At 62.4% G+C, this 25,114-nt stretch carries 30 protein-coding genes; 20 read left to right on the forward strand and 10 right to left on the reverse strand.

What is annotated here, in order from left to right; genetic code table 11:
• The first annotated feature begins 9 nt into the window (after positions 1-9).
• The 7 genes from AA309_RS09955 (at position 10) to AA309_RS09985 (ending at position 5,634) form a co-directional block, all read left to right on the forward strand.
• Positions 10-1,290 (forward strand): cytochrome b, encoded by a 1,281-nt coding sequence (locus AA309_RS09955; protein WP_047188850.1) that lies wholly within the window; start codon positions 10-12, stop codon positions 1,288-1,290.
• Between the two features lie 23 nt (positions 1,291-1,313).
• A complete protein-coding gene (locus AA309_RS09960) occupies positions 1,314-2,198 on the forward strand; it encodes a cytochrome c1 (RefSeq protein WP_200901974.1) in 885 nt (294 codons plus the stop codon).
• Between the two features lie 111 nt (positions 2,199-2,309).
• A complete protein-coding gene (locus tag AA309_RS09965; protein WP_047188852.1) occupies positions 2,310-2,678 on the forward strand; it encodes a hypothetical protein in 369 nt (122 codons plus the stop codon).
• A 101-nt stretch (positions 2,679-2,779) separates the two neighbouring features.
• On the forward strand, positions 2,780-3,388 hold the full coding sequence (locus AA309_RS09970) for a 2'-5' RNA ligase family protein (protein ID WP_047188853.1): 609 nt from the start codon (positions 2,780-2,782) through the stop codon (positions 3,386-3,388).
• A gap of 150 nt (positions 3,389-3,538) precedes the next feature.
• Positions 3,539-4,417, forward strand: coding sequence for an S-methyl-5'-thioadenosine phosphorylase (locus AA309_RS09975; protein ID WP_047188854.1), 879 nt, complete (start codon positions 3,539-3,541; stop codon positions 4,415-4,417).
• A 77-nt stretch (positions 4,418-4,494) separates the two neighbouring features.
• Complete coding sequence (locus AA309_RS09980; protein WP_047188855.1) at positions 4,495-5,040, forward strand: adenine phosphoribosyltransferase; 546 nt, start codon at positions 4,495-4,497, stop codon at positions 5,038-5,040.
• A gap of 15 nt (positions 5,041-5,055) precedes the next feature.
• A complete protein-coding gene (locus tag AA309_RS09985) occupies positions 5,056-5,634 on the forward strand; it encodes an HD domain-containing protein (protein WP_047188856.1) in 579 nt (192 codons plus the stop codon).
• On the opposite strand, the gene AA309_RS09990 is transcribed toward AA309_RS09985, so the two are convergent.
• Positions 5,631-6,647: a MaoC family dehydratase gene (locus AA309_RS09990; RefSeq protein ID WP_047188857.1), complete on the reverse strand. Its 1,017-nt coding sequence runs from the start codon at positions 6,645-6,647 to the stop codon at positions 5,631-5,633. The genes AA309_RS09985 and AA309_RS09990 overlap by 4 nt on opposite strands.
• Positions 6,648-6,694: 47 nt before the next feature.
• Positions 6,695-7,363 (reverse strand): deoxyribonuclease V, encoded by a 669-nt coding sequence (gene nfi, locus AA309_RS09995; RefSeq protein WP_047188858.1) that lies wholly within the window; start codon positions 7,361-7,363, stop codon positions 6,695-6,697.
• Positions 7,364-7,586: 223 nt separating this feature from the next.
• Here nfi and AA309_RS10000 point away from each other — a divergent pair, with 223 nt between their 5' ends.
• Positions 7,587-8,798, forward strand: coding sequence for a hypothetical protein (locus AA309_RS10000; protein WP_244470310.1), 1,212 nt, complete (start codon positions 7,587-7,589; stop codon positions 8,796-8,798).
• Between the two features lie 115 nt (positions 8,799-8,913).
• Complete coding sequence (locus tag AA309_RS10005; protein ID WP_047188859.1) at positions 8,914-9,339, forward strand: group III truncated hemoglobin; 426 nt, start codon at positions 8,914-8,916, stop codon at positions 9,337-9,339.
• Positions 9,340-9,392: 53 nt separating this feature from the next.
• Here AA309_RS10005 and AA309_RS35145 read toward each other — a convergent pair whose 3' ends face one another.
• The 5 genes from AA309_RS35145 to AA309_RS10025 form a co-directional block, all read right to left on the reverse strand.
• On the reverse strand, positions 9,393-9,557 hold the full coding sequence (locus AA309_RS35145; RefSeq protein ID WP_160310434.1) for a hypothetical protein: 165 nt from the start codon (positions 9,555-9,557) through the stop codon (positions 9,393-9,395).
• A 92-nt stretch (positions 9,558-9,649) separates the two neighbouring features.
• Positions 9,650-10,747, reverse strand: a complete 1,098-nt coding sequence (gene ychF / locus AA309_RS10010) for a redox-regulated ATPase YchF (RefSeq protein WP_047188860.1) — start codon at positions 10,745-10,747, stop codon at positions 9,650-9,652.
• An 81-nt stretch (positions 10,748-10,828) separates the two neighbouring features.
• A complete protein-coding gene (gene pth, locus AA309_RS10015; RefSeq protein ID WP_047188861.1) occupies positions 10,829-11,440 on the reverse strand; it encodes an aminoacyl-tRNA hydrolase in 612 nt (203 codons plus the stop codon).
• 86 nt (positions 11,441-11,526) lie between these two features.
• Positions 11,527-12,141, reverse strand: coding sequence for a 50S ribosomal protein L25/general stress protein Ctc (locus tag AA309_RS10020; RefSeq protein WP_047188862.1), 615 nt, complete (start codon positions 12,139-12,141; stop codon positions 11,527-11,529).
• A 163-nt stretch (positions 12,142-12,304) separates the two neighbouring features.
• Entirely contained in the window at positions 12,305-12,844 is a 540-nt protein-coding gene (locus AA309_RS10025) for a MarR family winged helix-turn-helix transcriptional regulator (protein ID WP_047188863.1), read from the reverse strand.
• A gap of 128 nt (positions 12,845-12,972) precedes the next feature.
• Between AA309_RS10025 and AA309_RS10030 the strand changes: the two genes are divergently transcribed.
• The gene (locus tag AA309_RS10030) at positions 12,973-13,884 is read left to right on the forward strand and encodes a DMT family transporter (protein WP_047188864.1); all 912 of its coding nucleotides are present in this window, start codon (positions 12,973-12,975) and stop codon (positions 13,882-13,884) included.
• A gap of 50 nt (positions 13,885-13,934) precedes the next feature.
• Here the strand turns inward: AA309_RS10030 and AA309_RS10035 are convergent, their stop codons facing one another.
• The 3 genes from AA309_RS10035 to AA309_RS10045 form a co-directional block, all read right to left on the reverse strand.
• Positions 13,935-14,867 carry a ribose-phosphate pyrophosphokinase gene (locus AA309_RS10035; RefSeq protein WP_150117467.1) on the reverse strand — a complete coding sequence of 311 codons (933 nt, stop codon included), beginning with the start codon at positions 14,865-14,867 and terminating at the stop codon, positions 13,935-13,937.
• Positions 14,868-15,022: 155 nt separating this feature from the next.
• On the reverse strand, positions 15,023-15,526 hold the full coding sequence (locus AA309_RS31855; protein ID WP_150117468.1) for a hypothetical protein: 504 nt from the start codon (positions 15,524-15,526) through the stop codon (positions 15,023-15,025).
• Between the two features lie 62 nt (positions 15,527-15,588).
• Positions 15,589-16,749: a benzoate/H(+) symporter BenE family transporter gene (locus tag AA309_RS10045; RefSeq protein ID WP_047188866.1), complete on the reverse strand. Its 1,161-nt coding sequence runs from the start codon at positions 16,747-16,749 to the stop codon at positions 15,589-15,591.
• A 247-nt stretch (positions 16,750-16,996) separates the two neighbouring features.
• Between AA309_RS10045 and uvrC the strand changes: the two genes are divergently transcribed.
• The 10 genes from uvrC (at position 16,997) to AA309_RS10095 (ending at position 25,087) form a co-directional block, all read left to right on the forward strand.
• On the forward strand, positions 16,997-19,012 hold the full coding sequence (gene uvrC / locus AA309_RS10050; protein WP_047188867.1) for an excinuclease ABC subunit UvrC: 2,016 nt from the start codon (positions 16,997-16,999) through the stop codon (positions 19,010-19,012).
• Between the two features lie 92 nt (positions 19,013-19,104).
• On the forward strand, positions 19,105-19,683 hold the full coding sequence (gene pgsA / locus AA309_RS10055) for a CDP-diacylglycerol--glycerol-3-phosphate 3-phosphatidyltransferase (RefSeq protein ID WP_244470311.1): 579 nt from the start codon (positions 19,105-19,107) through the stop codon (positions 19,681-19,683).
• Positions 19,684-19,688: 5 nt separating this feature from the next.
• Positions 19,689-19,940 (forward strand): molybdopterin converting factor subunit 1, encoded by a 252-nt coding sequence (moaD, locus tag AA309_RS10060; protein WP_047188869.1) that lies wholly within the window; start codon positions 19,689-19,691, stop codon positions 19,938-19,940.
• Between the two features lie 4 nt (positions 19,941-19,944).
• On the forward strand, positions 19,945-20,397 hold the full coding sequence (locus tag AA309_RS10065; protein WP_047188870.1) for a molybdenum cofactor biosynthesis protein MoaE: 453 nt from the start codon (positions 19,945-19,947) through the stop codon (positions 20,395-20,397).
• Positions 20,398-20,464: 67 nt separating this feature from the next.
• Positions 20,465-20,701 carry a hypothetical protein gene (locus tag AA309_RS10070; protein WP_052954610.1) on the forward strand — a complete coding sequence of 79 codons (237 nt, stop codon included), beginning with the start codon at positions 20,465-20,467 and terminating at the stop codon, positions 20,699-20,701.
• 560 nt (positions 20,702-21,261) lie between these two features.
• Positions 21,262-22,251 carry an extensin-like domain-containing protein gene (locus AA309_RS10075; protein ID WP_244470312.1) on the forward strand — a complete coding sequence of 330 codons (990 nt, stop codon included), beginning with the start codon at positions 21,262-21,264 and terminating at the stop codon, positions 22,249-22,251.
• Between the two features lie 187 nt (positions 22,252-22,438).
• Positions 22,439-22,786, forward strand: a complete 348-nt coding sequence (locus AA309_RS10080) for a hypothetical protein (RefSeq protein WP_244470313.1) — start codon at positions 22,439-22,441, stop codon at positions 22,784-22,786.
• A gap of 92 nt (positions 22,787-22,878) precedes the next feature.
• Positions 22,879-23,445: a ribonuclease T2 family protein gene (locus AA309_RS10085; protein WP_084731056.1), complete on the forward strand. Its 567-nt coding sequence runs from the start codon at positions 22,879-22,881 to the stop codon at positions 23,443-23,445.
• Between the two features lie 116 nt (positions 23,446-23,561).
• The gene (locus tag AA309_RS10090; protein ID WP_047188873.1) at positions 23,562-24,410 is read left to right on the forward strand and encodes a 23S rRNA (adenine(2030)-N(6))-methyltransferase RlmJ; all 849 of its coding nucleotides are present in this window, start codon (positions 23,562-23,564) and stop codon (positions 24,408-24,410) included.
• Between the two features lie 71 nt (positions 24,411-24,481).
• Positions 24,482-25,087: a glutathione S-transferase gene (locus AA309_RS10095; protein WP_047188874.1), complete on the forward strand. Its 606-nt coding sequence runs from the start codon at positions 24,482-24,484 to the stop codon at positions 25,085-25,087.
• Positions 25,088-25,114: the final 27 nt, after the last annotated feature.

Consider the following 25,114-nt stretch of genomic DNA (forward strand, 5'->3'; position numbering starts at 1 on the left):
GCGACATCCATGAGCCAGCATCCTACAACCTACGTTCCCAAGAGCGCCTTCGGTAAGTGGTTCGAGAGCCGCTTGCCCCTCGCAGGCCTCATCCATTCCTCGTTCATCGCCTTCCCGGTGCCGCGGAACCTCACCTATTTCTGGACCTTCGGCGCCATCCTGGCGTTCATGCTCGTCGCGCAGATCGTGACGGGCGTTTTCCTGGCCATGTACTACACGCCGAATGCGGCGATGGCCTTCCAGTCCGTCGAGCACATCATGCGCGACGTGGAGTTCGGCTGGCTCCTCCGCTACCTGCACGCCAACGGCGCTTCGATGTTCTTCGTCGCGGTCTACGTGCATATCTTCCGCAACTTCTACTACGGTTCCTACAAGGCGCCGCGCGAAGTGCTCTACATCCTGGGTGTGATCATCTTCCTCCTGATGATGGCCACCGCCTTCATGGGTTACGTGCTTCCCTGGGGCCAGATGAGCTTCTGGGGCGCCACCGTGATCACGAATCTCTTCTCGGCGATCCCGGTCGTCGGCGACACCATCGTCAGCTACCTCTGGGGCGGCTACTCGGTGGGCAACCCGACGCTCAACCGCTTCTTCTCTCTGCACTATCTGCTGCCGTTCATGATTGCGGGCGTCGTCGCCCTGCACATCTGGGCGCTGCACGTGCCGGGCCAGAACAACCCGACCGGCATTCCGATCAAGTCGGGCAAGGACGCTGTTCCCTTCACCCCCTACGCGACGATCAAGGACATCTTCGCCGTCGTCGTGTTCATGCTCTTCTTCGCCTACTGGGTGTTCTACATGCCGAACTATCTCGGCCATGCGGACAACTACATTCCGGCGAACCCGGCGGTCACGCCCGCGCACATCGTGCCCGAGTGGTACTTCCTGCCCTTCTACGCGATCCTGCGCGCCATCCCGGACAAGCTCGGCGGCGTCATTGCCATGGGCGCGGCGATCGTGATCTGGTGCTTCATGCCCTGGCTCGACACCTCGAAGGTGCGCTCCACGGCCTACCGCCCGCTCTACAAGCAGTTCTTCTGGCTGTTCGTGGTGGTCTGCTTCCTGCTCGGCTGGCTGGGCTCCCGTCCGGCCGAGGGCTGGTACGTGATCGCGTCGCAGATCTGCACGGCGTACTACTTCGCCCACTTCCTGATCGTCCTGCCGGTGCTCGGCTTCGTCGAGCGTCCGCTGCCGCTGCCGAATTCGATCCTCGAATCCGTCATGGGCGTGCAGAAGGTCGGGGCCGGCGTGCCGGCCGGCGCCAATGCCGAGCCGTCGTCCAAGGGCTGATGCGAGCGTTGAGGAATAGAACAATGATGAAGCGTACTCTTCTCATCGCCGCCGCCGTTCTCGGCCTCTCGGCCCCGGCCTTCGCTGCCGGCGAGACCCCGGTCCCGCCGCAGCTGAAGTGGAGCTTCCAGGGTCCGTTCGGCACCTTCGACCGCGCTCAGCTGCAGCGCGGCTTCAAGGTCTACCGGGAGGTCTGCTCCTCCTGCCACGGCCTGAGCTATGTGGCTTTCCGCAATCTGTCGCAGCCCGGCGGCCCGGAATTCTCCGAGGCGCAGGTGAAAGCGCTCGCTGCGGAGTATAAGATCCAGGACGGCCCGAACGAGGCCGGCGACATGTTCGAGCGTCCCGGCCGTCCGGCCGACCACTTCCCGGCTCCGTTCCCGAACGAGAACGCGGCGGCTTCGGCCAACGGCGGCAAGGCTCCGCCGGATCTGTCCCTGATGCCGAAGGCCCGCACCTATGAGCGCGGCTTCCCCTGGTTCGTCACGGACGTGTTCCGCCAGTATTCCGAGAACGGCGCCGATTACTTGGTCGCGCTGCTCCACGGCTACGAGGAAGCTCCGGCCGGCTTCCAGGTTCCGGAAGGCGGTCACTACAACCACTACTTCCCGGGCCACGTGATCGCCATGCCGAAGCCGCTCAGCGACGGCCAGGTCGAATATCCGAAGAACGAGGCCGGCCAGCCTCAGGCTCCGGAGACGGTCGAGCAATACGCCAAGGACGTGACCGCCTTCCTCACCTGGACGGCGGAGCCGCACCTCGAGGCCCGCAAGCGCCTCGGCTTCCAGGTCATGCTGTTCCTGCTGGTGCTCTCGGGCCTGCTCTACTTCACGAAGAAGAAGGTGTGGGCGAAGGTGGGCGGCGAGGTCGAAGGCCACGCCACCCCGCCGATGACGCACAATCCGTAATTCCGAGAAAGGCCCCGTAAAATCGGGGCCTTTTTCTTTCGATCCTATGGGGTCAACGAACCCAAATAGCTGAATAGTGTTGTCAAATTGGACTTTGTCCCTGGAGACAACATGCACCTGCGCTTCAAGACATCGGACGTCGTTCATCTCGTCCTGCTGATGGTCAGTCTGGGAGCGACGTCCTACGTCGCTTATCAGGTCGTCGGCTTTCTCGGGATAGGTGTCCTCGGTCTGATCATCGGGGTCATTGCGCTGACCGTTGAATTGGAGCGGGGAGGCCCCATTGGTGACTACTACAATGCCACAAGCCTCTATGCCCAGCACGTGGCCGCTGTGGAGAGAATGTCCGCAGCCGAGAAAGCCGAAAGGCGCGCCGAGATCGAGAGCGCCGCATTACCGCTGCTTGTGGCAAAGATCGTGAGCGCAGGGCTGATCGTCGTCGGATTCGGGTTGTTCCTCGTCTTCCAACTTGGCTCTTAGCTCCGGGCCCAGCTTTCCAGGTTCGACATCTGCGATCACCTCTTGCTCATAGGGTCCGGTTTTCTGGTGACTTCAGGTAACAACGGCCTTAAGGCGTCGGCATGCTGCAGACCATCGCCGACGATATTTGGGGCGGGCCTTGCCTCGCCTATCACGTCCAGCCGGACCTTTCGCCTGAGACCCGCGCTTCTCTCGGAGAGCTTCAGAAGCTCATCGCCGAACGCTGGCCTGTCCCGCTCCATTTCGCTCCACCCGAGGCGCTGCACGTCACGCTCTATGCCCTGGTTCAGGTCAAGGAGCGGTTCGACAAGGAGGGCTACTGGAACCGCATCGCCGAGCCCTGCCGTGCCTTGCTGAAAGATCTCTGCGCGGGGCATGGGCCTCTGGAGCTACGGTTCGCGAAACTGAAGGTGACGGACACGGCGATCATCGCCGTTGCTACGGACGAGACAGGCCTCATCGCGAGGCTTCGGGCGAAGATAGCGGACCTCATTCCGCCGCCGCCCGGCCTCCAGCCCCTGCGCTACAATCTGATTCATACGACGTTGGCGCGCTACCGAACCTCCGACGCGGTGCCGGATAGTGTCATCGGGGCCGTCGAGGCGATCCCGGTTGCGATCACGGCGCCTGTGGAGCGCCTCAAGATCATCCGGGAAACCCTCTTTCCCTGCCAGGAGTTCGATGAGATTTTCTCGTTCCGGCTCCGCTAGCGCGTCGTGCGGACCCGAAGGGCCGCGTCAGCGAAAAGCGGACCCGGTTTTCCGCGCAGACGATGCTCTTGGGGACACACCCGTTTGGGTTCTCGTCTGACAGCCGCTATGGTCGCGCCGTGAGTCTGACGCTTGACAGGACGGGGAGCGATGACAAAGGCGGTTCTAGGGATCATCGGTGGGTCGGGGGTCTATGATCTTCCGGGGATCGAGGACGTGCGCGAAGTGCGCATCGACTCTCCCTGGGGCGAGCCCTCCGACGTTCTGCGCATGGGCCGCATCGGCGAGACGGACGTGGCCTTCCTTCCCCGCCATGGCCGCGGTCATCGCCTGTCGCCTTCCGACATCAATTACCGCGCCAATATCGATGTATTGAAGCGCGCTGGCGTGACGGACCTGATCTCGGTCTCCGCCTGTGGTTCCTTCAAGGACGAATATTACCCTGGCTTCTTCGTGCTGGTGGACCAGTACGTGGATCGCACACACAAGCGCGAAAGCTCGTTCTTCGGTAAGGGCTGCGTAGCGCATGTGCCGATGGCGCACCCTGTCGGCCCTCTGCTCCAGAAACGCATTGCGCATGCCGCGGTGGCCGAGAAGACCCAGTTCACGATCGGTGGTACGCTCGTGTGCATCGAGGGCCCGCAATTCTCTACTTACGCCGAGTCCATGACCTACAAAAAGCTGGGCTATGACGTGATCGGGATGACGGCGATGCCCGAGGCCAAGCTCGCGCGTGAGGCAGAGATCACCTACGCCACCATCGCCATGGTGACCGATTACGATTGCTGGCACCCCGAGCATGACAACGTGGACGTGGCCGCCGTCGTCGCGGTTGCCAAGCAGAACGCCACCAAAGTGGCCCGCCTCATCGCTCGGATCGCACGCGACTTTCCGGCCGAGCACGAACCGTGCCCCCTGGGCTCGGACCGGGCTCTCGACGGCGCCATCATGACGGCTCCCTCCGGGCGCGATCCCGAGCTCCTGAAAAAGCTCGATGCCGTGGCGGGCCGTGTGCTAAACCGCGCATAGGATATTCAAGCAGGCGAGATGTATCCTCGCGTGCCCCACACCGACCGGACGACATCCGCATTCACCGCAGGTAATCCATGGACCAGCGTCTTCTCACCGATCTCAAAGCAGCGATCCGCTCGATCCCGGATTATCCAAAGCCCGGCATCGTCTTTCGCGACATCACGACCCTGCTTGGCGATGCGCGCGCCTTCCGCCGCGCGGTCGACGAACTGGTGCATCCTTTCGCGGGTGGGCGCGTCGATAAGGTTGCTGGCATCGAGGCGCGTGGCTTCATTCTCGGCGGCGCGGTGGCGCATCAGCTCTCCGCAGGTTTCGTGCCGATCCGCAAGAAGGGCAAGCTGCCTCACGAGACGGTGCGGATCGCCTATTCGCTGGAATACGGCGTGGATGAGATGGAGATCCACACGGATGCCATCGGCCAGGACGAGCGCGTGATCCTCGTGGACGATCTCATCGCAACCGGCGGCACGGCCGTGGCGGCCTCGCAGCTGCTTCGCCAGATGGGCGCGAACATCGTCGCCGCCTGCTTCATCATTGATCTGCCCGATCTCGGTGGCGCGCAGAAGCTGCGCGATCTTGGTGTGGAAGTGCGCAGCCTCGTAAGCTTCGAGGGGCACTGAGAAACAGCGCAGACGATGCCGGTGGATCGTATCCTGGGAGCATTGGAGTTCCTGCGCGAAGCAGAGAGACTGAAAGATGTCCTTCGCAGCGGGCACACTTCCAGTGGGCGGCCTGAGAGCGTGGCCGAGCATAGCTGGCGGCTGTGCCTCATGGCCCTCGTTTTCGCGGACGAGTTCGAGAGCATCGATGCCTTACGCCTCATCAAGCTCTGCATCGTGCATGATCTTGGTGAAGCCTTGGGCGGAGACATCCCTGCCATTTTGCAGAGTGAGGGCACCAACAAAGCCGCCCAGGAGCGGGCGGATTTGAAAGTGCTGACCAAGGCCCTTCATCCAGCGAAGCGCGTTGAGATCCTGGCTTTGTGGGAGGAGTACGAGTCGGCTGCCACGCCCGAGGCCATCATCGCCAAAGGTCTCGACAAGCTGGAGACGATCCTCCAGCACAATCAGGGGCAAAACCCTTCCGATTTCGACTACGCGTTCAATCTCGGCTACGGTCTGAAGCAGACTGCGGCTCATCCACTGCTCGCCAAGATCCGCGCCGTTCTCGATGAGGAGACCCGCGCGAGGGCTGAAGGCTCAAAGGCCGTTTAACGCTGTCGCTCCCAGAATACCATGCCTTCGAAGGAGAAGACCTCTTCTCCGTGCTGGTTCGTGCCGCTGTTGTGGTGAAACACCAGACCCCAGCCCGGGCGCGAGTTCGACACGCGCTTGCCCGTCACCGTAGAGCGATAAGTGATGGTGTCGCCTGCATAGACGGGCTTCAGCCATTTCAGATCCGTGAAGCCGGGGGAGGGGCCGAGCCTTGCGGGCCGCGCGCCGTGGGCGAGCGCATTCGCGCGAATGCGGCTGCGATGGCCGACCATCTGCTTCATCCACACACTCGCGGTGTGCCAGCCCGAGGCGCAGAGGGCACCGAAAAGGCTGTTCTTCGCGGCTTCCGCGTCCACATGGAATCGCTGCGGGTCGAACTGCTTGGCAAACGCGACGATGTCGTCAGGTTCGAAGCGGTAGGAGCCGAGCTCCTCCGTCTCACCGATCACGAGATCTTCGAAGTAAGGGTTCGAGGAGATATGCGGCAGCTCCCGCTTCGGCGTGTGGTCCGGCGTGGCGGAAACAGCAGCCGCGAGAACGCTCGGGCCTGAGCCTGCAACAGGCTCCGCGTCCCGGCGTCCGAACATCACCCAGTTCTTCTGGGTGAAGACGGTCTCGTCGGCCTGGTTCAGCATCTCGAACTGGAACCGCACGAGGCCGATGGAGGGGCGGCTCTTCGAGGGCCGGCTCTCCAGGACCGTCGTGCGGGAGCGGAGCGTATCGCCGGGCCTGACGGGCTTCAGCCACTTCACCTCCTCGATTCCGGGCGCGCCCATGGCGGTGGAATCCAGGAGCAGCTCGTCCGCAACCAGGCGCATGTTGATGGAGCAGGTATGCCAGCCCGAGGCAATGAGCGTGCCGATGAAGCTGTCCTTGGCGGCCACTTCGTCCACATGGAAGGGCTGCGCATCGTATTCCTGCGCAAAGGCAAGCAGCGCCTCCTTCGTGACGGCGTAGGGGCCGAGCATCTGCGTGGTGCCGGGCGTGAGGTCTTCGAATGCGTAACGGGGCATGGTCTCGATCGATGCGGATTTTAGCGCTTCGCCTGCTGTCGGATCGTTCAGGGAGTGAACTGTCCGGCTGCGTTGTGCGCCAAGCGGATCGGTTCGGGCAAGCGATACTTTGGAGAACAGTGCAGCACGAGCTCCGCTGCGGTGGGAATATCGGCCAGATGACCGGGCGAAATGAACATCGGATTCTTGGCCGTACGCGTGCGCAGGGCCACGCCGATGGTTTCTTGTCTGTCGATGAGGGGCGCTGACGATCCCTTCTCCTCCCCGAGATTCTTGTAGCGTCCGCACAGAAGCGTCTTGCCGCAGCCGATGGTCGGGCGCTGCAGCCACAGGCCCATATGGCTTGCAATGCCGATGCGGCGAGGATGGGCAATGCCCATGCCGTCGAACAGGAACACGTCAGGCTCAGCCTGCAGTTTCTCGAAGGCTTCCTCCAGCACCGGACCCTCACGGAAGCTCAAAAGGCCCGGAACATAGGGAAACGGGGTCGGGCGTTGTGCCAGCACCGTCTCCACAGGCAGAAAGCCTGGATAGGTGACGACGACAATGGCCGCCTGGGACTGCTCGTTCTTCACGCTCACATCGACCCCGGCCACGAGCTTGACCGCGTCGAGATCGATGGGCCGGTCGGATACGACCTCCCGCCTCAGCTCCTGCTGAAGGGCAATGGCTTCGGAAGGGGAGAGGTCCCAGGAATGGCGGTGGTGAAGCTGCATGAGAGAGTAATGGGAGAAGGATCTCGTGAGCCTCAACGCTCAAGATGGGTGAACGATCCCCTAGACTTGGCAATTCCGGCAAAGCGAAAGTCTGGCTAATGGCCAGGCCCCTGCCGATACTGGGAAATCCCTTAGGCACTTGATCTGAATTTCCCTTGCGCCAGCGCGGGTGTACCTCCCTCGCGACCTTAAAAAGCATCTGTGATCGAGTAACGAGGATATCATGCTTACCGCGATTGCCACGCATGGCCCTGTGCCGCGTGAGCCGAGAATAACAAAGACCTTCTCCATCAAGAGCATGGCGGCGACCCTCACGGCCTTGGGCACTGGCGCCACCTGGGCGCTGCCCGCCGAAGCGCACGTCAAGTGGTTTGCCCCGTACATCGTCGACGCCGCACCGCAGCCGATCAGCGCCACGCTGACCAATGGCTGGTTCTGGACCGGCATCGGCCTCGTGCTTGCCTTCTTCCTGGCGACGCTGACGGTCGAGCGGACCCTCATTGGTCGTGGCGTCCTCTCGGGACTCGACCGTGTAAGCGCACCGCTCTGGAGCCGGTCCGACGATTTCATGCGCGCTGCCATCGGCGGCTTCTTCGTCGCGATCTTCGCAGTCGGCGGCATCTATCTCACGCCTGACCTGAAGACGAATTCTGAGCTTGTCTCGTGGGCTCAGCTTCTGATCGCGGCCTGCGTGTTCTCGCGCCGGACCATGCCGATTGCAGCCGCCGGCATCATCTCCCTCTGGGTGGTGGCGCTTCGCGAATACGACCTGTTCCACCTTCTCGACTATCTGGCTCTCGGCGTCGGCGTGGCCGCCTATCTCGTCCTCGCCTCGACGGACGATCCTGAGTGGCGTGCACGTCGGTTCGTTGCGCTTCGCTGGGGCATCGCGATTGCGCTCATGTGGTCGAGCCTCGAGAAGTTCGCCTATCCGGACTGGTTCTATCCGCTCGTGGAAGAAAAGCCCTTCCTGACCTTCGGCATGCCGCGCGATGTGTTCATTCCGATGGCTGGCGTTGCGGAGTTCACCCTTGGCTTCGGCCTGCTCTGGACGCCTCTGGTACGTCGCCTCTCGGCGGTGTCGCTGCTGCTGATCTTCTTCACGGCCGTCTATCCGTTCGGCCGCGTCGATCTCGTGGGCCACGCCCTGATCATGGCGGCTCTCTTCCTGGTCGCCGCAGATCCCTGCCGGGGGGCCAAGGCGCTCACCGTGAAGATGCCCACCACCCTGCCGCGCGTCGGCAACCTGGCCTCGGTGCCGGCAGGCCTCGCGGTTGCCCTCGGGGTGCTCGTGACGAGCTATTGGGGCCTGCACGGCGTGTTCTATGACACCCGGAGCATGGCTGAATCTGCTCTGCTGACCACGCATTCCGCGAGCCCGGAATACCCGCATGGTTCGCAGGCCACCCTTCCGGTGAACCAGCATCATCACTAAATAAAATGGGAGAACCGGGCCGTGATGAGCGGCCCGGTTTGATCTTCGACAAAGATTATTGATCGGGACGGGGGCATCTGCTCCTATCCAGTTCTGCTGAAGTAGAGAGTTCACCTTGGTCCATCACACCGCTACAGGCCGCAGCATTCCCATCATCACGCCAGCAGAAGGCGTGACGGAAGAGATGATCCGTGAGCTTGTCGTCACGTTCTATGATCGTGTGCTGAAGGATCCCGAGCTCGGCCCCATCTTTCACAAGGCCCTTTCGGGCCGGTGGAGCGAGCATCTGGCGATCATGGTGGATTTCTGGTCCTCGATCGCCCTGAGGACGGCGCGCTACAGCGGCAAGCCGCAGGCGGCGCATTTCGGTCTCGATCTCAAGCCTGAGCTGTTCACGCGCTGGCTCGATCTCTTTGAGACGACGGCACGTGAGATCATGGAGCCCGATGTGGCGGAGTTCTTCATAGTCCGCGCCCAGCGCATCGCGGACAGCCTGCAGATCGGCCTTGGCATCGGCCCGAAGGCTTTGCGCCTTCCTTGATGAAGCAGGCATTTCTATCCGGCAAACCGGTCTCCGCTTTACCTAGAAAAGCCCTAGCGCTCCCACCACTCCAGATCGTCGGCGGCCGTCTTTGGCAGCAGGGACGAGATCGCGATCATGACGAGGCCGCAAGCCACGAGCACGGCCACGAAAAACTCGGCCGTGCCGATGCTCGGCGAAACAACGGTCGAGACCAGATTCCCAAGAACGTCCTGCATGCGTCTACCCTCCATGCAGGACATCAAAGCAGAATGGTCCTGAACGCCCGAAAAAGCGCGCGTTCAGGTTTCCGACAGATTTGTTAAATCCGTTAAGTGTTGAAGCGGAAGTGCATCACGTCGCCGTCCTGGACGACGTAGTCCTTGCCTTCCAGACGCAGGCGACCCGCATCGCGCGCACCAGCTTCCCCCTTCAGCGAGGTGTAATCGGCATAGGCGATGGTCTCGGCGCGGATGAAGCCCTTCTCGAAATCCGTATGGATCACACCGGCAGCCGCAGGAGCGCGCGTGCCCTTGGTGATGGTCCAGGCGCGGGCTTCCTTCGGGCCGACGGTGAAATAAGTGATGAGGCCAAGCAGCTCATAGCCTGCGCGGATCACGCGGTTGAGGCCAGGCTCGGCAAGGCCTACGGCTTCGAGATATTCCTTCTGCTCATCGGGCGGCAGAACGGCGATCTCGCTCTCGATCTTAGCCGAGACGACGACGGCCTTGGCACCTTCTTCCTTCGCGCGCTCGAAAACCTTGGCCGAGAACTCGTTGCCCTTGTCGGCAGAGGCCTCTTCCACGTTGCACACGTAGAGAACGGGCTTGGAGGAGAGGAGACCCAGCATCTGGAACAGGCGCTCTTCCTCGGGCTTGCGTTCCACCAGGCGGGCAGGCTTACCGTCACGCAGCAGCGGCAGGGTGCGGTTGACGAGGTCGAGCGTTTCCTTTGCTTCCTTGTCGTTCCCCTTGGCCTTCTTTTCGAGTGCTGTCACGCGCTTCTCGAGGCTGTCGAGATCGGCGAGCATCAGCTCGGTCTCAATGGTCTCGATATCGGCGATCGGGTCGATCTTGCCCTCGACATGGGTGATGTCCGTATCCTCGAAGCAGCGCACCACGTGAGCGATGGCATCGACTTCGCGGATGTTGGCGAGGAACTGGTTGCCGAGGCCTTCGCCGCGGGACGCGCCGCGTACGAGGCCCGCGATGTCCACGAAGGTGAGGCGGGTCGGGATGATCTGCGCCGAGCCTGCGATGGCGGAGAGCTGGTCGAGGCGCTCGTCCGGCACCGCCACGTCGCCGACGTTCGGCTCGATGGTGCAGAACGGATAGTTCGCAGCCTGCGCCGCTGCGGTCTGCGTCAACGCATTGAAGAGGGTGGACTTGCCCACGTTCGGCAGGCCGACGATGCCCATCTTGAAGCCCATGGCCTCACTCCTTGTCCATAGCCGGCGAAGGCCGGCGTGATGATTCCTTCGGCCGGCGTCAGCCGGCGTTGTTTTTCAGGCCTAGGTGGCCTTTTCTCCAGGCCGCTTCACATCCGTCCAGCCTCTCGCCTCCATGGCGAGGTGGACCTTGTTCTGAAAGCTTCCGTCCTCGCCTTTGGCGAGGAGAGGGGCGTTGTCAGCGATGATGCGGCACAGGTCTTCGACCCATGGCTCTTCAGATTTGGCGAAATCCCCCAGCACATGACTCTGAACGAGAGCCTTGTGGCCGGGATGGCCGATGCCGAGCCGCACGCGACGATAATCGTTGCCGCAATGGGCGGAGATCGAGCGAAGACCATTATGGCCTGCATTGCCGCCGCCGATCTTCACGCGCAGCTTGGCGGGTTGCAGATCGAGCTCGTCATAGAAAACCGTGACGTCCTTGAGCGGGATCTTGAAGAAGTTCTGTGCTTCTCCCACCGCCTGGCCGGATAGGTTCATGAAGGTCTGCGGTTTGAGCAGCAGCACCTTCTCTCCGCCGATCACCACATCCGCGGCCTCGGACTGGAAACGCTTGCGCCAGGGACCCGCGTTATGAACGCGCGCAATCTCATCCACGGCCATGAACCCGATATTGTGACGGTTTCTGGCATAGCGGGAGCCGGGATTACCAAGGCCGACGAAAAGGCGCATCGCAAGGTATTCTCATAAGAAACGCTCCGGCCTTGCGGTCGGAGCGTTGAAGCCGGTCAATGGGCTTGAACGCCCGATGAAGCCGATCAGGCGGCGGTGCCTTCAGCAGCCGGAGCCTCGGCAGCCTCTTCCTTCAGGCCGGTCGGGGCCACGACGGTGACGAGGGTGAGGTTCTCGGCAGAGGTCGCCTTGGCGCCGTTCGGCAGCTTGACGTCCGCGAGGTGGACCGAGGAGCCGATGTCGAGACCCTCGACCGAAGCCTCGATGTAGTCCGGGATCGCGTCGGGCGAAACCTGCAGCTCGACAGTGTGCTCGACGATCTGGAGCGTGCCGCCGCGCTTCACGCCGGGGCTCTTCTCCTGGCCGACCACGTGCACCGGAACCACGACCTTGATGGTCTGGCCGGCGGAAACGCGCAGGAAGTCGACGTGCACGGGGAAGTCGCGCACCGGGTCGAGCTGGTAGTCGCGCGGAATGGCGCGAACCGTTTTGCCGTTGACGTCGATGTCGAAGATCGTGGTCAGGAAGTGGCCGGCGAAGATCAGCTGCTTGGTCTGGTTGAAGTCGAGAGCAATCGCCTCGGCCGGCTGACCGGCACCGTAGATAACAGCAGGAACTTGGCCTTGGCGACGAACAGCCCGGGCGGCCCCCTTGCCGCTCCGGTCGCGCGCCACGGCCTTGATTTGCTTGGTTTCGCTCATGGTCGTGGTCCTTTGAATGGGAGTTAAAAACCGATGGCCGCCTTAGGGCGGCCATGAGGTCCGCGCCCGTGCCTCCAAGGGTGTCGAGCGGGCGCGAGGCGGCTTATAGGCGATAAAGCCCTCAAACGCAAGAAAGAGGGCATTCAGCTCAAGTCTCTCGCTTTCAATCGAGCGGACGTGTGCCCGTGATCGTCAGCGCGAGCTTTTTGAGAAGCCGGGCGAGATCCCTCTGCTCGTCTTCCGTGAGGCCTGCGAGCATGGCGGCCTCGATGGCCATGTCCTCCTGAAAGGCAGCCTTCGCGCGCCGGATGCCTGCATCGGTGAGTTCCACGGGGAGACTCCTGCCGTCGCTTTCAGCCGCAGCCCGCCGGATCAGTCCGGCTTTCGTGAGCCGGTTCAGGCGGTCGGTGAGGCCACCCGATGAGATCATCAGGGAACGGAACAGTTCCGTGGGCCGGAGCCGGTAGGGTGGGCCGGAGCGCAACAGAGTGAAAAGGACGTCCGCCTCGCCGCTGTCCAGACCATGGGTCTTGAAGAGCTCTTCGATCGGCGGACGCGCCGTCAGGGTGATCCAACGCGCCCGGCCAAGGATCGCCATGCCGCGGGTATCCACATCCGGCAGCTCTGCCGCCCATTGGGCACGGCGCTCATCAATCCCGTCCTGGTTGGTCAGGACCTTGTCATGGTTCGATTGTCTTGACATCGAGATAATTTATCCATTTATCTTTGCGTCAAGATAAATGGATGGGATGCCTGACGCAACGAGCCTTGGCCATCCTGTTCGCAGCAAAGCGACGCTTGGACGCGGCTTTGATTACAGGAGACTCCGAAATGAATTTGGCGACCGCTGCGCGTCTCTCCATCGCTTCGGGGTCCCCCATCGCACTTCTCTGCTTGTGCGGGTTTCTCTTCGCGAGCCGGATTATGATGTCGAAGGCAGCGCTTACTGCGGGCGTCCAGCCGTTCCAGCTTGGGGTTGTCGGCAATCTCGGCGCGGGCCTGTGCCTGGTGCCATGGCTCGCCGCGGCGCGGCAGAGGATCCCGACCGGACCGGAACATCTGGCGCTTTACGGCATCCTCGGAATCGTCAGCTTTGCAGTGCCGACTGTGCTGTCCTATTTCGTCGTCGAGCAGGTCGGGCCTGCCTACACCTCCATCGTCTATTGCCTGTCGCCGTTGCTTACCATGACCTTCGCGGCGGGGCTCGGCATGGAGCGCATGTTCCTGCGCCGCTTCGTTGGAATCGTGCTAGGCTTCGTGGGAATGATCTCGCTGGTTCAGCAGCAAATCCTGCAGATCGATATCGGCCGGCCGGTTTGGGTCGCGATAGGATTGGCGATCCCGGTCTGTGCGGCGACAGGCAACATCATCCGCTCGGCTTGGTGGCCGAAGGACACATCGGCATTGGCCTTCTCTTGTGGCGCATCGTTCAGCTCGAGCATGATCGTGGCACTGATGGCACCAGCTTTCGAAGCGCCTCTGGAGTGGCGCTTCGCCGATCCTGACATCCTCTCGTGGGTCGTGACTTTGAGCGCCATGTCCGCCCTGTCGCAGCTGATGAACTTTCGCCTGCAGCAGATCGCGGGGCCGGTGGTTTTCAGTCAGATCGGCTATTGGGGCACGGGCTTCGGAGTGCTGCTCGCCGCTCTCCTGTTCGGGGATGTGCTGACGGCACTGTCCTTCGCAGGTCTGCTCTGCATCATCGGCGGTGGTATTCTGGCCAACCGCCGCCTGGAGACCTGATGCTGATATGACGTGGTCATGGCTCCGTGGAACCATGACCGATCTCTTGGTTAATCGAACAGGCTCGACACCGAGCTCTCCGTCGCCGTGCGGCCGATGGCTTCACCCATCAGGGGGGCGATGCTGATGACGCGGATGTTGTGGGCCACCTTCACGGCTTCGGTCGGCATGATGGAATCGGTGATGACCAGTTCCTTCAGACGCGAGCTCGCAATGCGGGCGACTGCGCCGCCCGAGAGCACGCCATGGGTGATGTAGGCGTAGACCTCCTTCGCGCCCTTGGCGAGGAGAGCGTCGGCGGCGTTTACCAGGGTGCCGCCGGAATCGACGATGTCGTCGACCAGGATGCAGGAGCGGCCGGACACGTCGCCGATGATGTTCATGACTTCCGACTCGCCGGGACGCTCGCGGCGCTTGTCGACGATGGCAAGGGGGGCATCGATGCGCTTCGCGAGCGCGCGGGCACGCACAACGCCGCCGACATCGGGAGAGACGACCATGCGGTCGCCACCGTCGAGGCGCTCCTTGATGTCGCGCGCAAGCGTCGGGGCGGCGAAGAGGTTGTCGGTGGGAATGTCGAAGAAGCCCTGGATCTGGCCGGCGTGGAGGTCCAGCGTCAGCACGCGGTCGACGCCCGCATGGGTGATGAGGTTGGCCACAAGCTTGGCCGAGATCGGCGTGCGGGCGGCGGGCTTCCGGTCCTGACGGGCATAGCCGAAATAGGGGATCACCGCCGTGATGCGGCGCGCGGAAGCGCGGCGGAGCGCATCGGTGATGATCAGGAGCTCCATGATGTGGTCGTTCGTGGGGAACGAGGTCGACTGGATAATGAAGACATCCTCGCCACGCACGTTCTCCTGGATCTCGACGAACACCTCCATGTCCGCGAAACGCCTCACCTGGGCTTTGGCCAGGGGCACATTAAGATAGGCGGCGATGGCCTCGGCCAGCGGACGGTTGGAATTTCCCGCAACGAGCTTCATGCAAGCAACTTTAGCTTTGAGTGACCTGTCGAGCCCGCTGCGCAACATCGAGACGTCTGCGCGGCCAGGCGCAAGGCTCTTAGCAGCGATATCAAACCGTCACAATACGAGTCGTGCTGGATTAAGTGCCGCAATCGCGATTTGCGGCCATGCGGTCACTGCAGAGCAACGGGTGTTTCATCCTCCGAGGCGTCAGCCGTTTGAATGGATTTCGAGTTGCTGAGGAACTCGGCAATCTCGTCCATGCTGGACTGGGCGAGCTTGGCCAAGGTTTCCTTGTCGATGGCAGAGATCGAGCCGGAGGCCAGGGTGACGGGTCGGGATCCTTCCAGTCGCTTGGCGCGACGCTTCTGGGAATCGAACACGTCCCAGACGTAGGAAACCTTGGTCTCCCCGTCTTCCGTGGCGGTGGAGAGATAGCCGCGAACCCGGTAACGGGCTTCGGCGCTGGAGCCGACGAGTTCGACTTTGCGATCGGAGGCTGCGGTAGCGAGTTCGTCGAGGAGGGCTGTCTGGATCGGGGCAGGGGCTCCGTCGATGCTCTCGAGGGCCACCGGCACACCTTCGGGCGAGCCACCCATAAGGGAACCCTGACAGGCACCCAGAGCCATCGTGATTGCCATTACGGCAGGCCGCCCCCAACGTTTCGTCCCGGCCATAAAGGCTCCCGTTCTTGTTTTCGGTAACGAAACATTAATCATAACGCGAGCCGCCGTCCAGATCAGCCACGGTTGCGCAAGTTGACGATGAGGAAATCGAGCCCAAGCGCGATCAGGCCGGCAGCCAGCCCCCAGAAGGCGGAGCCGATGCCGTAGAGCGTGATTCCCGATGCCGTGACGGCGAGAGTCAGCACGGCGGGAAAGCGCTTGGCCTCATCCGACAGGGCAGAGCCCAGGGCTCCGGCGAAGGCACCCATGAGGGCAAGGCCTGCGACAGTCTTGATGAGTTCCGGCGGCAGCGCCGCGATCAGGGCGATCAGGGCGGCGCTGAAGGCAGCGAAGGTCAGGTAGCTCAAGGTATAGAACGGCCCGACCATCCAGCGCTTACCGGGATCAGGGTGGGTATCGGGCCCGGTGCAGATTGCCGCCGAAATGGCCGCGAGGTTGCTGGTATGGGCCCCGAACAGAGCCGTCACCATGGAAGCGAGGCCCGTGATGGCCAGAATCGGGCGGGTCGGCGGCGTGTAGCCGGAGGCCCGCAGGACCGCGAAACCCGGCAGGTTCTGAGAGGCCATCGTCACCAGGAAGAGGGGAAGTCCGAGGCCGATCAGCGCCGCCGGTTCGAAGGCGGGCGCGATGAATGTCAGCGAGGATAGGCTGAGATCCGAGGCGAGCGGCTTGGCCAAATCGCCCCCGAAGGCGATTCCGAGGCCGACGAACAGCACTGCCAGCACGGCCATGGCCGGGTTGAACAGGCGGACGGCCAGGAAGATGCCAACCAGAGGCAGCACGAGGCCGGGTGCTCCTTGCGCGCTCTCGAACACGGCCATGACGAACCGGATCAGGACGCCGGCCAGCATGGCAGCGGCAAGCGGGGTCGGGATCCTTTCGATCAAGCGCCCGAAAGGCTTGATGAAGGCCGCCAGCATAATGAGGAGACCGGTGAGCAGAAAGCAGCCGACGGCGGCATGAATGGAGATGCCGCTGGAGGCCGCGATCAGCGCTGCGCCTGGCGTCGACCAGGCGGTTACCACCGGCATGCGGTAGCGAACGCTCAAAAAGCCGCTGGTCGCCGCCATGGAGAGGCAGAGCGCCGCCACCCAGGACGAGGTCTGCGCCGCATCCGCTCCCACGGCCTGGGCTGCCGCAATGATGATCGCAATTGTGCTGCCAAAACCCACAAGGGCCGCAACGACGGCTGATGTGATGATCGACAGGCGCATGGATCGGCTTCCCCTCAGGTTCGACAGGCCTTGCCGTTTAGACCGAATGGAGTGGCCGCGCCAGTTTGCTAGCGCGCCGTGCGGACCCGAAGGGCGCGCTAGCGAAAAGTGGACCCGGTTTTCCGAGTCCACGATGCGCTCTTTAGGGAAGAAAGCATCGGATCAATTCCAAAAGTGCAGGTCGACTTTTGGGTCCGATGTTCTGGCCGCACTTTCCTCGAAGCCTGTCAGCCCTTAAATCTCCCTCATGAGTCGCAACACCTATAACGACGTTCCGCCCGATATCCTGGACAATGAGGAGGATGACGACAGCGTAGCCGTGGAGAGCGGCTCGGATGTCGAGTTCGACCTTGAGGCGAACCCCAGTTCCGTCCAGCGGGGCACGGAAGTCATCCGCCGATTCTGGACGACGCTGCCCAATGCGCCGGGCGTCTATCGCATGTTCGATGCGAAGGGTGACGTGCTTTACGTGGGCAAGGCGAAGAGCCTTAAAGCACGCGTGGGCTCCTATGCGCGCGGCCAAGCGCATTCGAACCGCATCGCCCGCATGATCGCCGAGACCTCCTCCATGGAGTTCGTCACCACGGCGACGGAGACCGAGGCGCTGCTGCTTGAGGCCAATCTCATCAAGCAGCTCAAGCCCCGCTACAACGTGCTGCTGCGGGACGACAAATCTCTGCCCTACATCCTGCTCACCGCCGATCACGCGGCGCCGCAGCTCGTGAAGCATCGCGGTGCACGGAAGCGAAAGGGCGATTATTATGGCCCCTTCGCGAGTGTGTGGGCGGTGAACCGCACGATCAATGCGCTGCAGCGCGCATTCCTTTTGCGCTCGTGTAACGACAGCTATTTCGAGAACCGCACGCGGCCTTGTTTGCTGTACCAAATCAAGCGCTGCTCGGGCCCTTGCACCAACGAAATCCCGCCGGAAGATTACGCTGAGCTCGTCGCCGAAGCGCGCGCCTTTCTGTCGGGTAAGTCGAATGCCGTGAAGCAGCGCATTACGGAAGAGATGCAGCAGGCCGCGGAAGAACTCGAGTTCGAGCGGGCGGCGCGCTGTCGGGATAGGCTTGCTGCGCTCTCCGCCATCCAGGGCGTACAGGGCATCAACACGCAATCGGTGGAAGAGGCGGATGTGTTCGCGCTCGACGAGCAGGCGGGACAGTTCTGTGTGGAGGTGTTCTTCTTCCGCAACTGGCAGAACTGGGGTAACCGCGCCTACTTCCCGAAGGCTGACAAGTCCATGACGCCGGACGAGGTGCTCGGCTCCTTCCTGGCGCAGTTCTACGACGACAAGCCCGCGCCGCGTCTCATCCTGCTTTCGCACGAGATCGAGGATGCGGAATTGATGGCGGCTGCGCTTTCGACCAAAGCTGAGACGCGGGTGGAGATTCATGCGCCTCAGCGTGGCGAGCGCCGTCAGCTCATCGACTACGTCCTGCGCAACGCGAAAGAGGCGCTCGGACGGCGATTGGCGGACACAGCCTCACAGCAGAAGCTGCTCATCTCGCTGGGCCAGGCCTTCGGCATGAACAAGGCGCCGCGGCGCGTGGAGATCTACGATAACTCGCACATCATGGGCACCAATGCGGTGGGCGCCATGGTCGTCGCCGGCGCGAACGGCTTCATGAAGCAGCACTACCGTACCTTCAACATGAAGTCGGAAGACCTGAAGCCCGGCGACGATTACGGCATGATGCGCGAGATGCTGCAGCGGCGCTTCGCACGGCTCGTGAAGGAGGAGCCGAAGACACCCGATCAGCAGGAATATGCAAGCCCCCCTGATCCCGAGGATGCTTTCCCCTCATGGCCCGACCTCGTCCTCATTGACGGTGGCAAGGGACAGCTCGAAGCCGCTCGCCAGGCTCTGGCAGACGTGGGTGTCGGCGAAGACGACGTGACCCTCGTCGGCATCGCCAAGGGGCGCGACCGGGATGCGGGACGCGAGACCTTCTTCAAGATCGGCCAGCCGGCTTTCAAGCTGCCGCCCCGGGACCCCGCACTCTATTTCGTGCAGCGGCTTCGCGACGAGGCGCACCGCTTCGCCATCGGCACACACCGGGCCAAGCGCAAGCGCGAAATGGTCAAGAACCCGCTCGACGAGATTCCCGGCATCGGGCCCACCCGCAAGCGGGCGCTGCTGCACCATTTCGGAACCGTCAAGGCCATTCAGCGCGCTGCCCTGGAAGACCTCATGAAGGCCCCCGGGGTGAATGCGGCCACGGCCCGTGCCGTGTACGATTTCTTCCACGAGCGAGGGTAAAGCCTCGCGATAACGCCAATGTGGGGTGCCCCACGGTTGACGGATCAAGCCGAGACATGCTTCCTGCCTAACCTATGAGCACTGCACGTTCCATGCGCCGGTCCAAGGCCTTCAATCTTGCCAATCTGCTGACCTATGGCCGGTTGGTGGCCGTGCCGGCCGTGGTCGGCCTGCTGTTCTGGCCGGAGGATCACTGGTCGCGCTGGTTTGCTCTTGCGGTCTTCGCGCTGGCGGCCATCACTGACTATTTCGACGGCTACATCGCCCGCACTTTCGCCCAGCAATCGGCCCTGGGTCGCATGCTCGATCCCATCGCCGACAAGCTCCTGGTGGCTGCCTGCCTGCTCATGCTGGTGGCCGACAAGACGATCCAGGGCTGGCATATCTGGGCAGCCCTCGTCATTCTCTGCCGCGAGATCCTGGTGTCGGGCCTGCGCGAGTTCCTGGCGGAGCTGAAGGTCGGCGTGCCGGTAAGCCGCGTTGCCAAGTGGAAGACTACATTCCAGCTTCTCGCCCTCGGCTTCCTGATCGCGGGACCGGCAGGTGACACGGTGCTGCCTGGGAATACCATGATCGGGCTTGGTCTCTTATGGGGTTCCGCGATCCTGACCCTTTATACGGGGTGGGATTATCTCAGAACCGGCATTCATCACCTCATCGATGAGGGCTAGGCTCCATGAAGCTCGTCTATTTCGCCTGGGTGCGTGAGCGGGTCGGCAAGACGGACGAGACCCTCGATCTGCCGGAAGGGATTGCAACGATTGCCGACCTCGTGCGCTGGCTGAAAACCCGGGGCGAGGAGTACGAGTATGCCTTCGAGAACGAGGCCATCGTCCGAGCCGCCATCGACCATCAGCATGTGAAGCCCGAAGCCTCGATTGCCGGCGCGCGGGAGATCGCCTTCTTCCCGCCCATGACCGGCGGTTAGGGGCATGGCCATCATCCGCATTCAGGTCGAGGCCTTCGATGCCGCTGCCGAGACGGCGGCTCTGACGACCGGGCGCGGGGATATCGGCGCTACGGTCGCCTTTACCGGTTTTTGCCGTGATGAAGGCGGCAGGCTCTCCGCCCTGGAACTCGAGCATTATCCCGGCATGGCCGAAGCCGAGATAGCCTGCATCGCGAGCGAGGCCGAGGCACGCTGGCCTCTGCTGGGGCTCACCGTCATTCATCGCTATGGCTTGATCCGTCCGGGTGAGCCCATCGTGCTGGTGCTGGCGGCGAGCGCGCATCGCCGCGCGGCATTCGAGGCCGCCGAGTTCATGATGGATTACTTGAAAACCCGTGCTCCTTTCTGGAAGCGGGAGCACCTGAAGGACGGCAATGTCGGCGCTTGGGTCGATGCGAAGGGCGCCGACGATGCGGCCATGGAGCGGTGGGGCTGATCGGTAGATCTTGACCTGCTTCGGCTGGAGGAGGACCATCTTGCACACATGACAAGCGGAGGCGCCTATGCCGAACGTCTTGGTCTTTCTTGCCCTCATGGCCTCTGCGCCTGCCGGTGCTCAACATGTGCAAGCACCCGGTCACAACCCCATTGATTGCTATTGCCGGGCCCAGGGACGGACCTTTGCTCTTGGGGAGACGATCTGCCTCAAGACGGCGGAGGGGCCGCGGCTCGCGCAATGCCGGATGGAGATCAATGTGATGTCCTGGAGCGTCACCTCGAAGCCGTGCCCCGAGTCATAAAAAACGCTGCCGAACCTGCGGCAGCGCTGAAAAAGAATGGAAACCGGTTGGTTGAGCCCGTGAGGGCGGAGATCCTCTTAGAAGATGCCGGCGACGACGGCGCAAATGAAAGAGAAGGAGACGCATGCCGCTGCGATGTTGAGCTTGGCGGTCCAATCGGCATTCGACGTCAGGTTCATGATAGGCCCCCTATCTGAATGGAGGGGAAACTTATCAGGATCACGAGAGGCTGAAAAGGGCAGGCTGGCCCTGAAAAATACTATTATTAGAGTGTAGTGATGGTTAACAGATGGTTAACTCATTGCTCTGATTAAGAAGAAAGCTTCTTACGGGAAGTAGAAAAAATTTTCAGAAGCCTGCCCGCAGAAGTTGCTGAGCGCGTTCCCTCCTTGCGTTTCCATCTATTCCTCGGCGCCGCCGCCTCGGAGGACGATCCGGGCCCCCGGGAGTGCCCGTTGACGGGATGTTTACCGGGTCCGGCTACGGTTCCGCCCATGCGTCGTGGGTTAGTTGCGTTTGTTGCCCTATCGCTTGTTGGGCTCGGGTTGACCGGTTGCGGGTTGTTTCGGTTCGAACAGCGCGAGCCCTGGCGCGCGCAGGCTGAGGAAGCCTGTCTGTCGCAGCGCCTCGTGCAACCCTCGGCTTATGTCGCTATGTCGTCCAAGATCGACGGCCCCGGCGTCTGCGGCATGGATTATCCCTTCAAGGTCGCCGCCTTCAACAATGGCGAGATCGGCCTGAAATCCAAGGTGACCCTGGCCTGCCCGATCATCCCGCGCATCGACACTTGGCTCGACGAAATCGTGAAGCCTGCGGCCGTCATGTATTTCGGCGTCCCGGTCGTCGATCTGAAGGCGGGCTCCTATTCTTGCCGTCCGCGCAACAACCGGCGAGGTGCCAAGCTCTCCGAGCACTCCTTCGGCAACGCACTCGACATCATGGCCTTCGTTCTGGCTGACGGCCGTGAGATTACGGTCATGAAGGGCTGGAAGGGCAACCCTGCCGAGCAGGACTTCCTGCGCGAGGCCTTCGTGGGCGCCTGCCGCTATTTCACGACGGTGCTGGGCCCGGGTGCGGATGCCTTCCACTACGATCACCTGCATATCGACCTGGCGCGGCATGACCCGCGCGGCGAGCGTCGCATCTGCAAGCCGATCATCAAGTTCACGCCGCGCATCGATCCTGACCAGAGTCGCCAGATTTTCCAGAGCGTGAGCGCTCAGGGCGATCTGCCGGCGACGGAACTGGAGCAGGATGTGCCGGAGGAGGGGGCCTCCGCAGGGTACGCCGCGGACCTGCCTATGGGTGCTCCCATGGCGCCACCGGTGGTCTCGGCTCCCGTGCCGCCGCCGGCACCGCGCTATCCCGCCAACACGACCTATTCCGGCAATACGGCCCAGGACCTCTATACGCCTCCGCCGCCTCCGGGATATAGCGCAGCGTTTCCCCAGCGGAGCACCCAGCAGCCTCAGCAGACCTATGCGCCGCCGAGGCCAATGCGTTCGTCCGCAGGGGAGCCGATGGTGCTGAACAGACACGCTGTCCATTAATCAGCAAGCGGAGCCTTGACCTTCTGGGCTGCCGCCCACATGGTCGATGTGACACAGTCTATCGACCTCTTGGAGCATTAGAATGAAGTGGCTGGCGGCTCTTATCTCTTGCATTGTTTTGAGCGCACCCGCTCTCTCTCGTGAGATAAACCCGGCAGAGCGGCGGGAGAGGGCTCACGAGCTTTCCTTGAGGCAGTACGATGCCGGCCTGCCGGCTTGCGCCGATCCGGCCGTGCTCAACGATGTCGCGTCGAGTTTCGCGAAGAAGGAGCGCCGGTTCTGGAACTCCGAGCACAGGATCCTGGCATTCGAAGGGGTTGTGCAAGTGGCTTGGCGCCCCTGGGGTCTCGATTACATCCCCCGCCGCTATTGCACCGGCACGGTCGTTGTGTCCGACGGCTACCGGCACAAGGTCAACTTCTCGATCCGTGAGGATCTGGGCTTCATCGGCATTGGCTGGAACACCGATTCCTGCGTGGACGGCTTCGACCGCAACTACGCATACGCTCCCCATTGCAAGCAGGCCGCCCCTTGAGCTTAAACCGGTGTCTCGCCTTCGCGGGTGCCTGTCTTCTGTTTGCCTCGCCTTCCGTCGCGCAAGCGCCGCGTGAGGCGAGAGGCGCCCCCATGGGGCAGTTCGATTTCTACGTGCTCGCCCTGTCCTGGTCGCCGGGTTTCTGCGAGATCAGCGGCCGGAAGAGCCGGCAATGCGAGGATGGAAGCGGCCTCGGCTTTGTCGTGCATGGCCTGTGGCCCCAGATGGAGCAGGGCTATCCCAGCTTCTGCGAACCCAGCGGCCGCTTCGTTCCCGGTACGGCGATCAAGGAGTTCTCGGGCCTCTTTCCCGACGAAAATCTCGCCCGCTATCAATGGCGCAAGCACGGAAGCTGCTCCGGCGAGAGCCCTGGCGGCTATTTCAAAGCCGTCCAGCGCGCCCGTGAGCGGGTCCGTATTCCGGACAGTTTCAAGGCCCTGGATGATCGCTCCAAGGTTCTGCCGAGCGAGATCGAACAAGCCTTCATGAGCGTTAATCCAGGATTGCGCGCTGACATGATCTCGGTTTCCTGCGGGCGGCGTATCTTTCGGGAAGTGCGGATCTGCCTCGACAAGGATCTGCGTGGCTTCCGCCAATGCTCCGAAGTTGATCGTGATGGCTGCCGCGGGGGCGAGCTCACGATCCCGGCCGTCCGCTAGCATCGGACCCACAAGTGAAATGCGCTTTTGGGCAAATCCGATGCTCATTCTCTAGAGCAGCGCATCGTGCGGAAAACCGGGTCAACTTTTGCGCACGATGCGCTAGGACGTGACGCATGAATTACCGACACGCCTTCCACGCCGGCAATTTCGCCGACGTCATGAAACACGTTCTCGTGGTGAGGATCCTCGCCTATTTGCAGCGCAAGGAAACGCCTCTGCGGGTTATCGATACCCATGCAGGGATTGGACTGTACGATCTTACCGCCGATGAGGCAGAACGGACAGGCGAATGGGTCGAGGGTATCGGTCGCCTCGATGAGCCTTTTGCGCCCGAGGTCGAGACCATCCTCGCACCCTATCGCAAGGTGGTCGCAGATGTGCGCACCCGGCATGGAGACACCATCTATCCCGGTTCGCCGGGCATCGTTCGTGAGCTTCTGCGGCGTCAGGACCGGGGCGTGTTCGTCGAGCTGCATCCCGCAGATTATGCAGTGCTGAACGAGGCTTTCAATGCGGTCTCGAATCTGAAGGTGATGCACCTCGATGGATGGACGGCCCTTCACGCGCTCATCCCGCCGAAGGAGAAGCGCGGGCTCGTCCTGATCGATCCGCCTTACGAGAAAACGGGCGAGCTGGAGCGGCTCGGGACGGAGCTGCTCGCCGCGCTCAAGAAATGGCCGACGGGCGTCTATGCGGGATGGTATCCTATCAAGGATGTGGCGCCAGTCGATGCCGTGGCTCAGCGGCTGCACGAGCAGAGCCCCCGTCCCGGTCTGCGGCTCGAGCTTTATGTGGACGATCCGCGCGACCCGTCGCGTCTCAATGGCAGCGGGCTCTTCGTTCTCAATCCGCCCTGGTCGCTGAAGGATGAGGCGGAGACCCTTCTGCCTGCTCTCGCAGAACGCCTCTCCCGCAGCGGCTATGGCGCTTATCGTTGTGAAGCCTTCGGCCCTCCTGCATAAGACGCATTGCCGCTTCCCTCGGGAGGGTTCATGAATGCAGCCCTTCGCAAGCCTCCTCGATAGGAACATCCATGCTCGTTCTTCGCTCGTCTCCTGCATCGCCGTTCGGCCGTAAGGTCAAAATCGCGGCTTCTCTTCTTGGTCTCTCCGAACGCATCCAGATTGTCGATGCGGATACGATGAGCCCGGAGGACAGCATCCGTCAGCAGAACCCCTTGGGCAAAATTCCCGCGTTGGTGCTGGAGAATGGAGAAGCGCTCTACGATTCCCGCGTAATCGTGGAATATCTCGATTTTCTCGCTGGCGGCGGGCGCATCTATCCGGCCGGTGAAGCGCGTTTCATGGCTTTGCGCGAGCAGGCACTGGCCGATGGCATCATGGATGCTGCGTTGCTCCAGGTCTACGAGGGTCGCTTCCGGCCGGATGACAAGCACGAGCCGAAGTGGGTCACTCATCAGGCCGGCAAGGTGGAGCGGGGCCTCGCCTATGCAGAGTCACACCTCTCGACGCCGGCGGACACCCTGCATATCGGTCACATCGCACTGGCCTGCGCACTGGGCTATCTCGATCTGCGCTTTGCAGGCCGCTGGCGCGAGACGCATCCGAAGCTGGTGGCGTGGCTTGCCGATTTCGAGGCGCGCGTCCCGGCCTTCGCAAAAACGAAGGTGACCGCGTGAAAATAAAAAGGCCCGGGTTTCCCCGGG

Source organism: Microvirga vignae (assembly GCF_001017175.1).
Classification (GTDB): Bacteria; Pseudomonadota; Alphaproteobacteria; order Rhizobiales; family Beijerinckiaceae; genus Microvirga; species Microvirga vignae.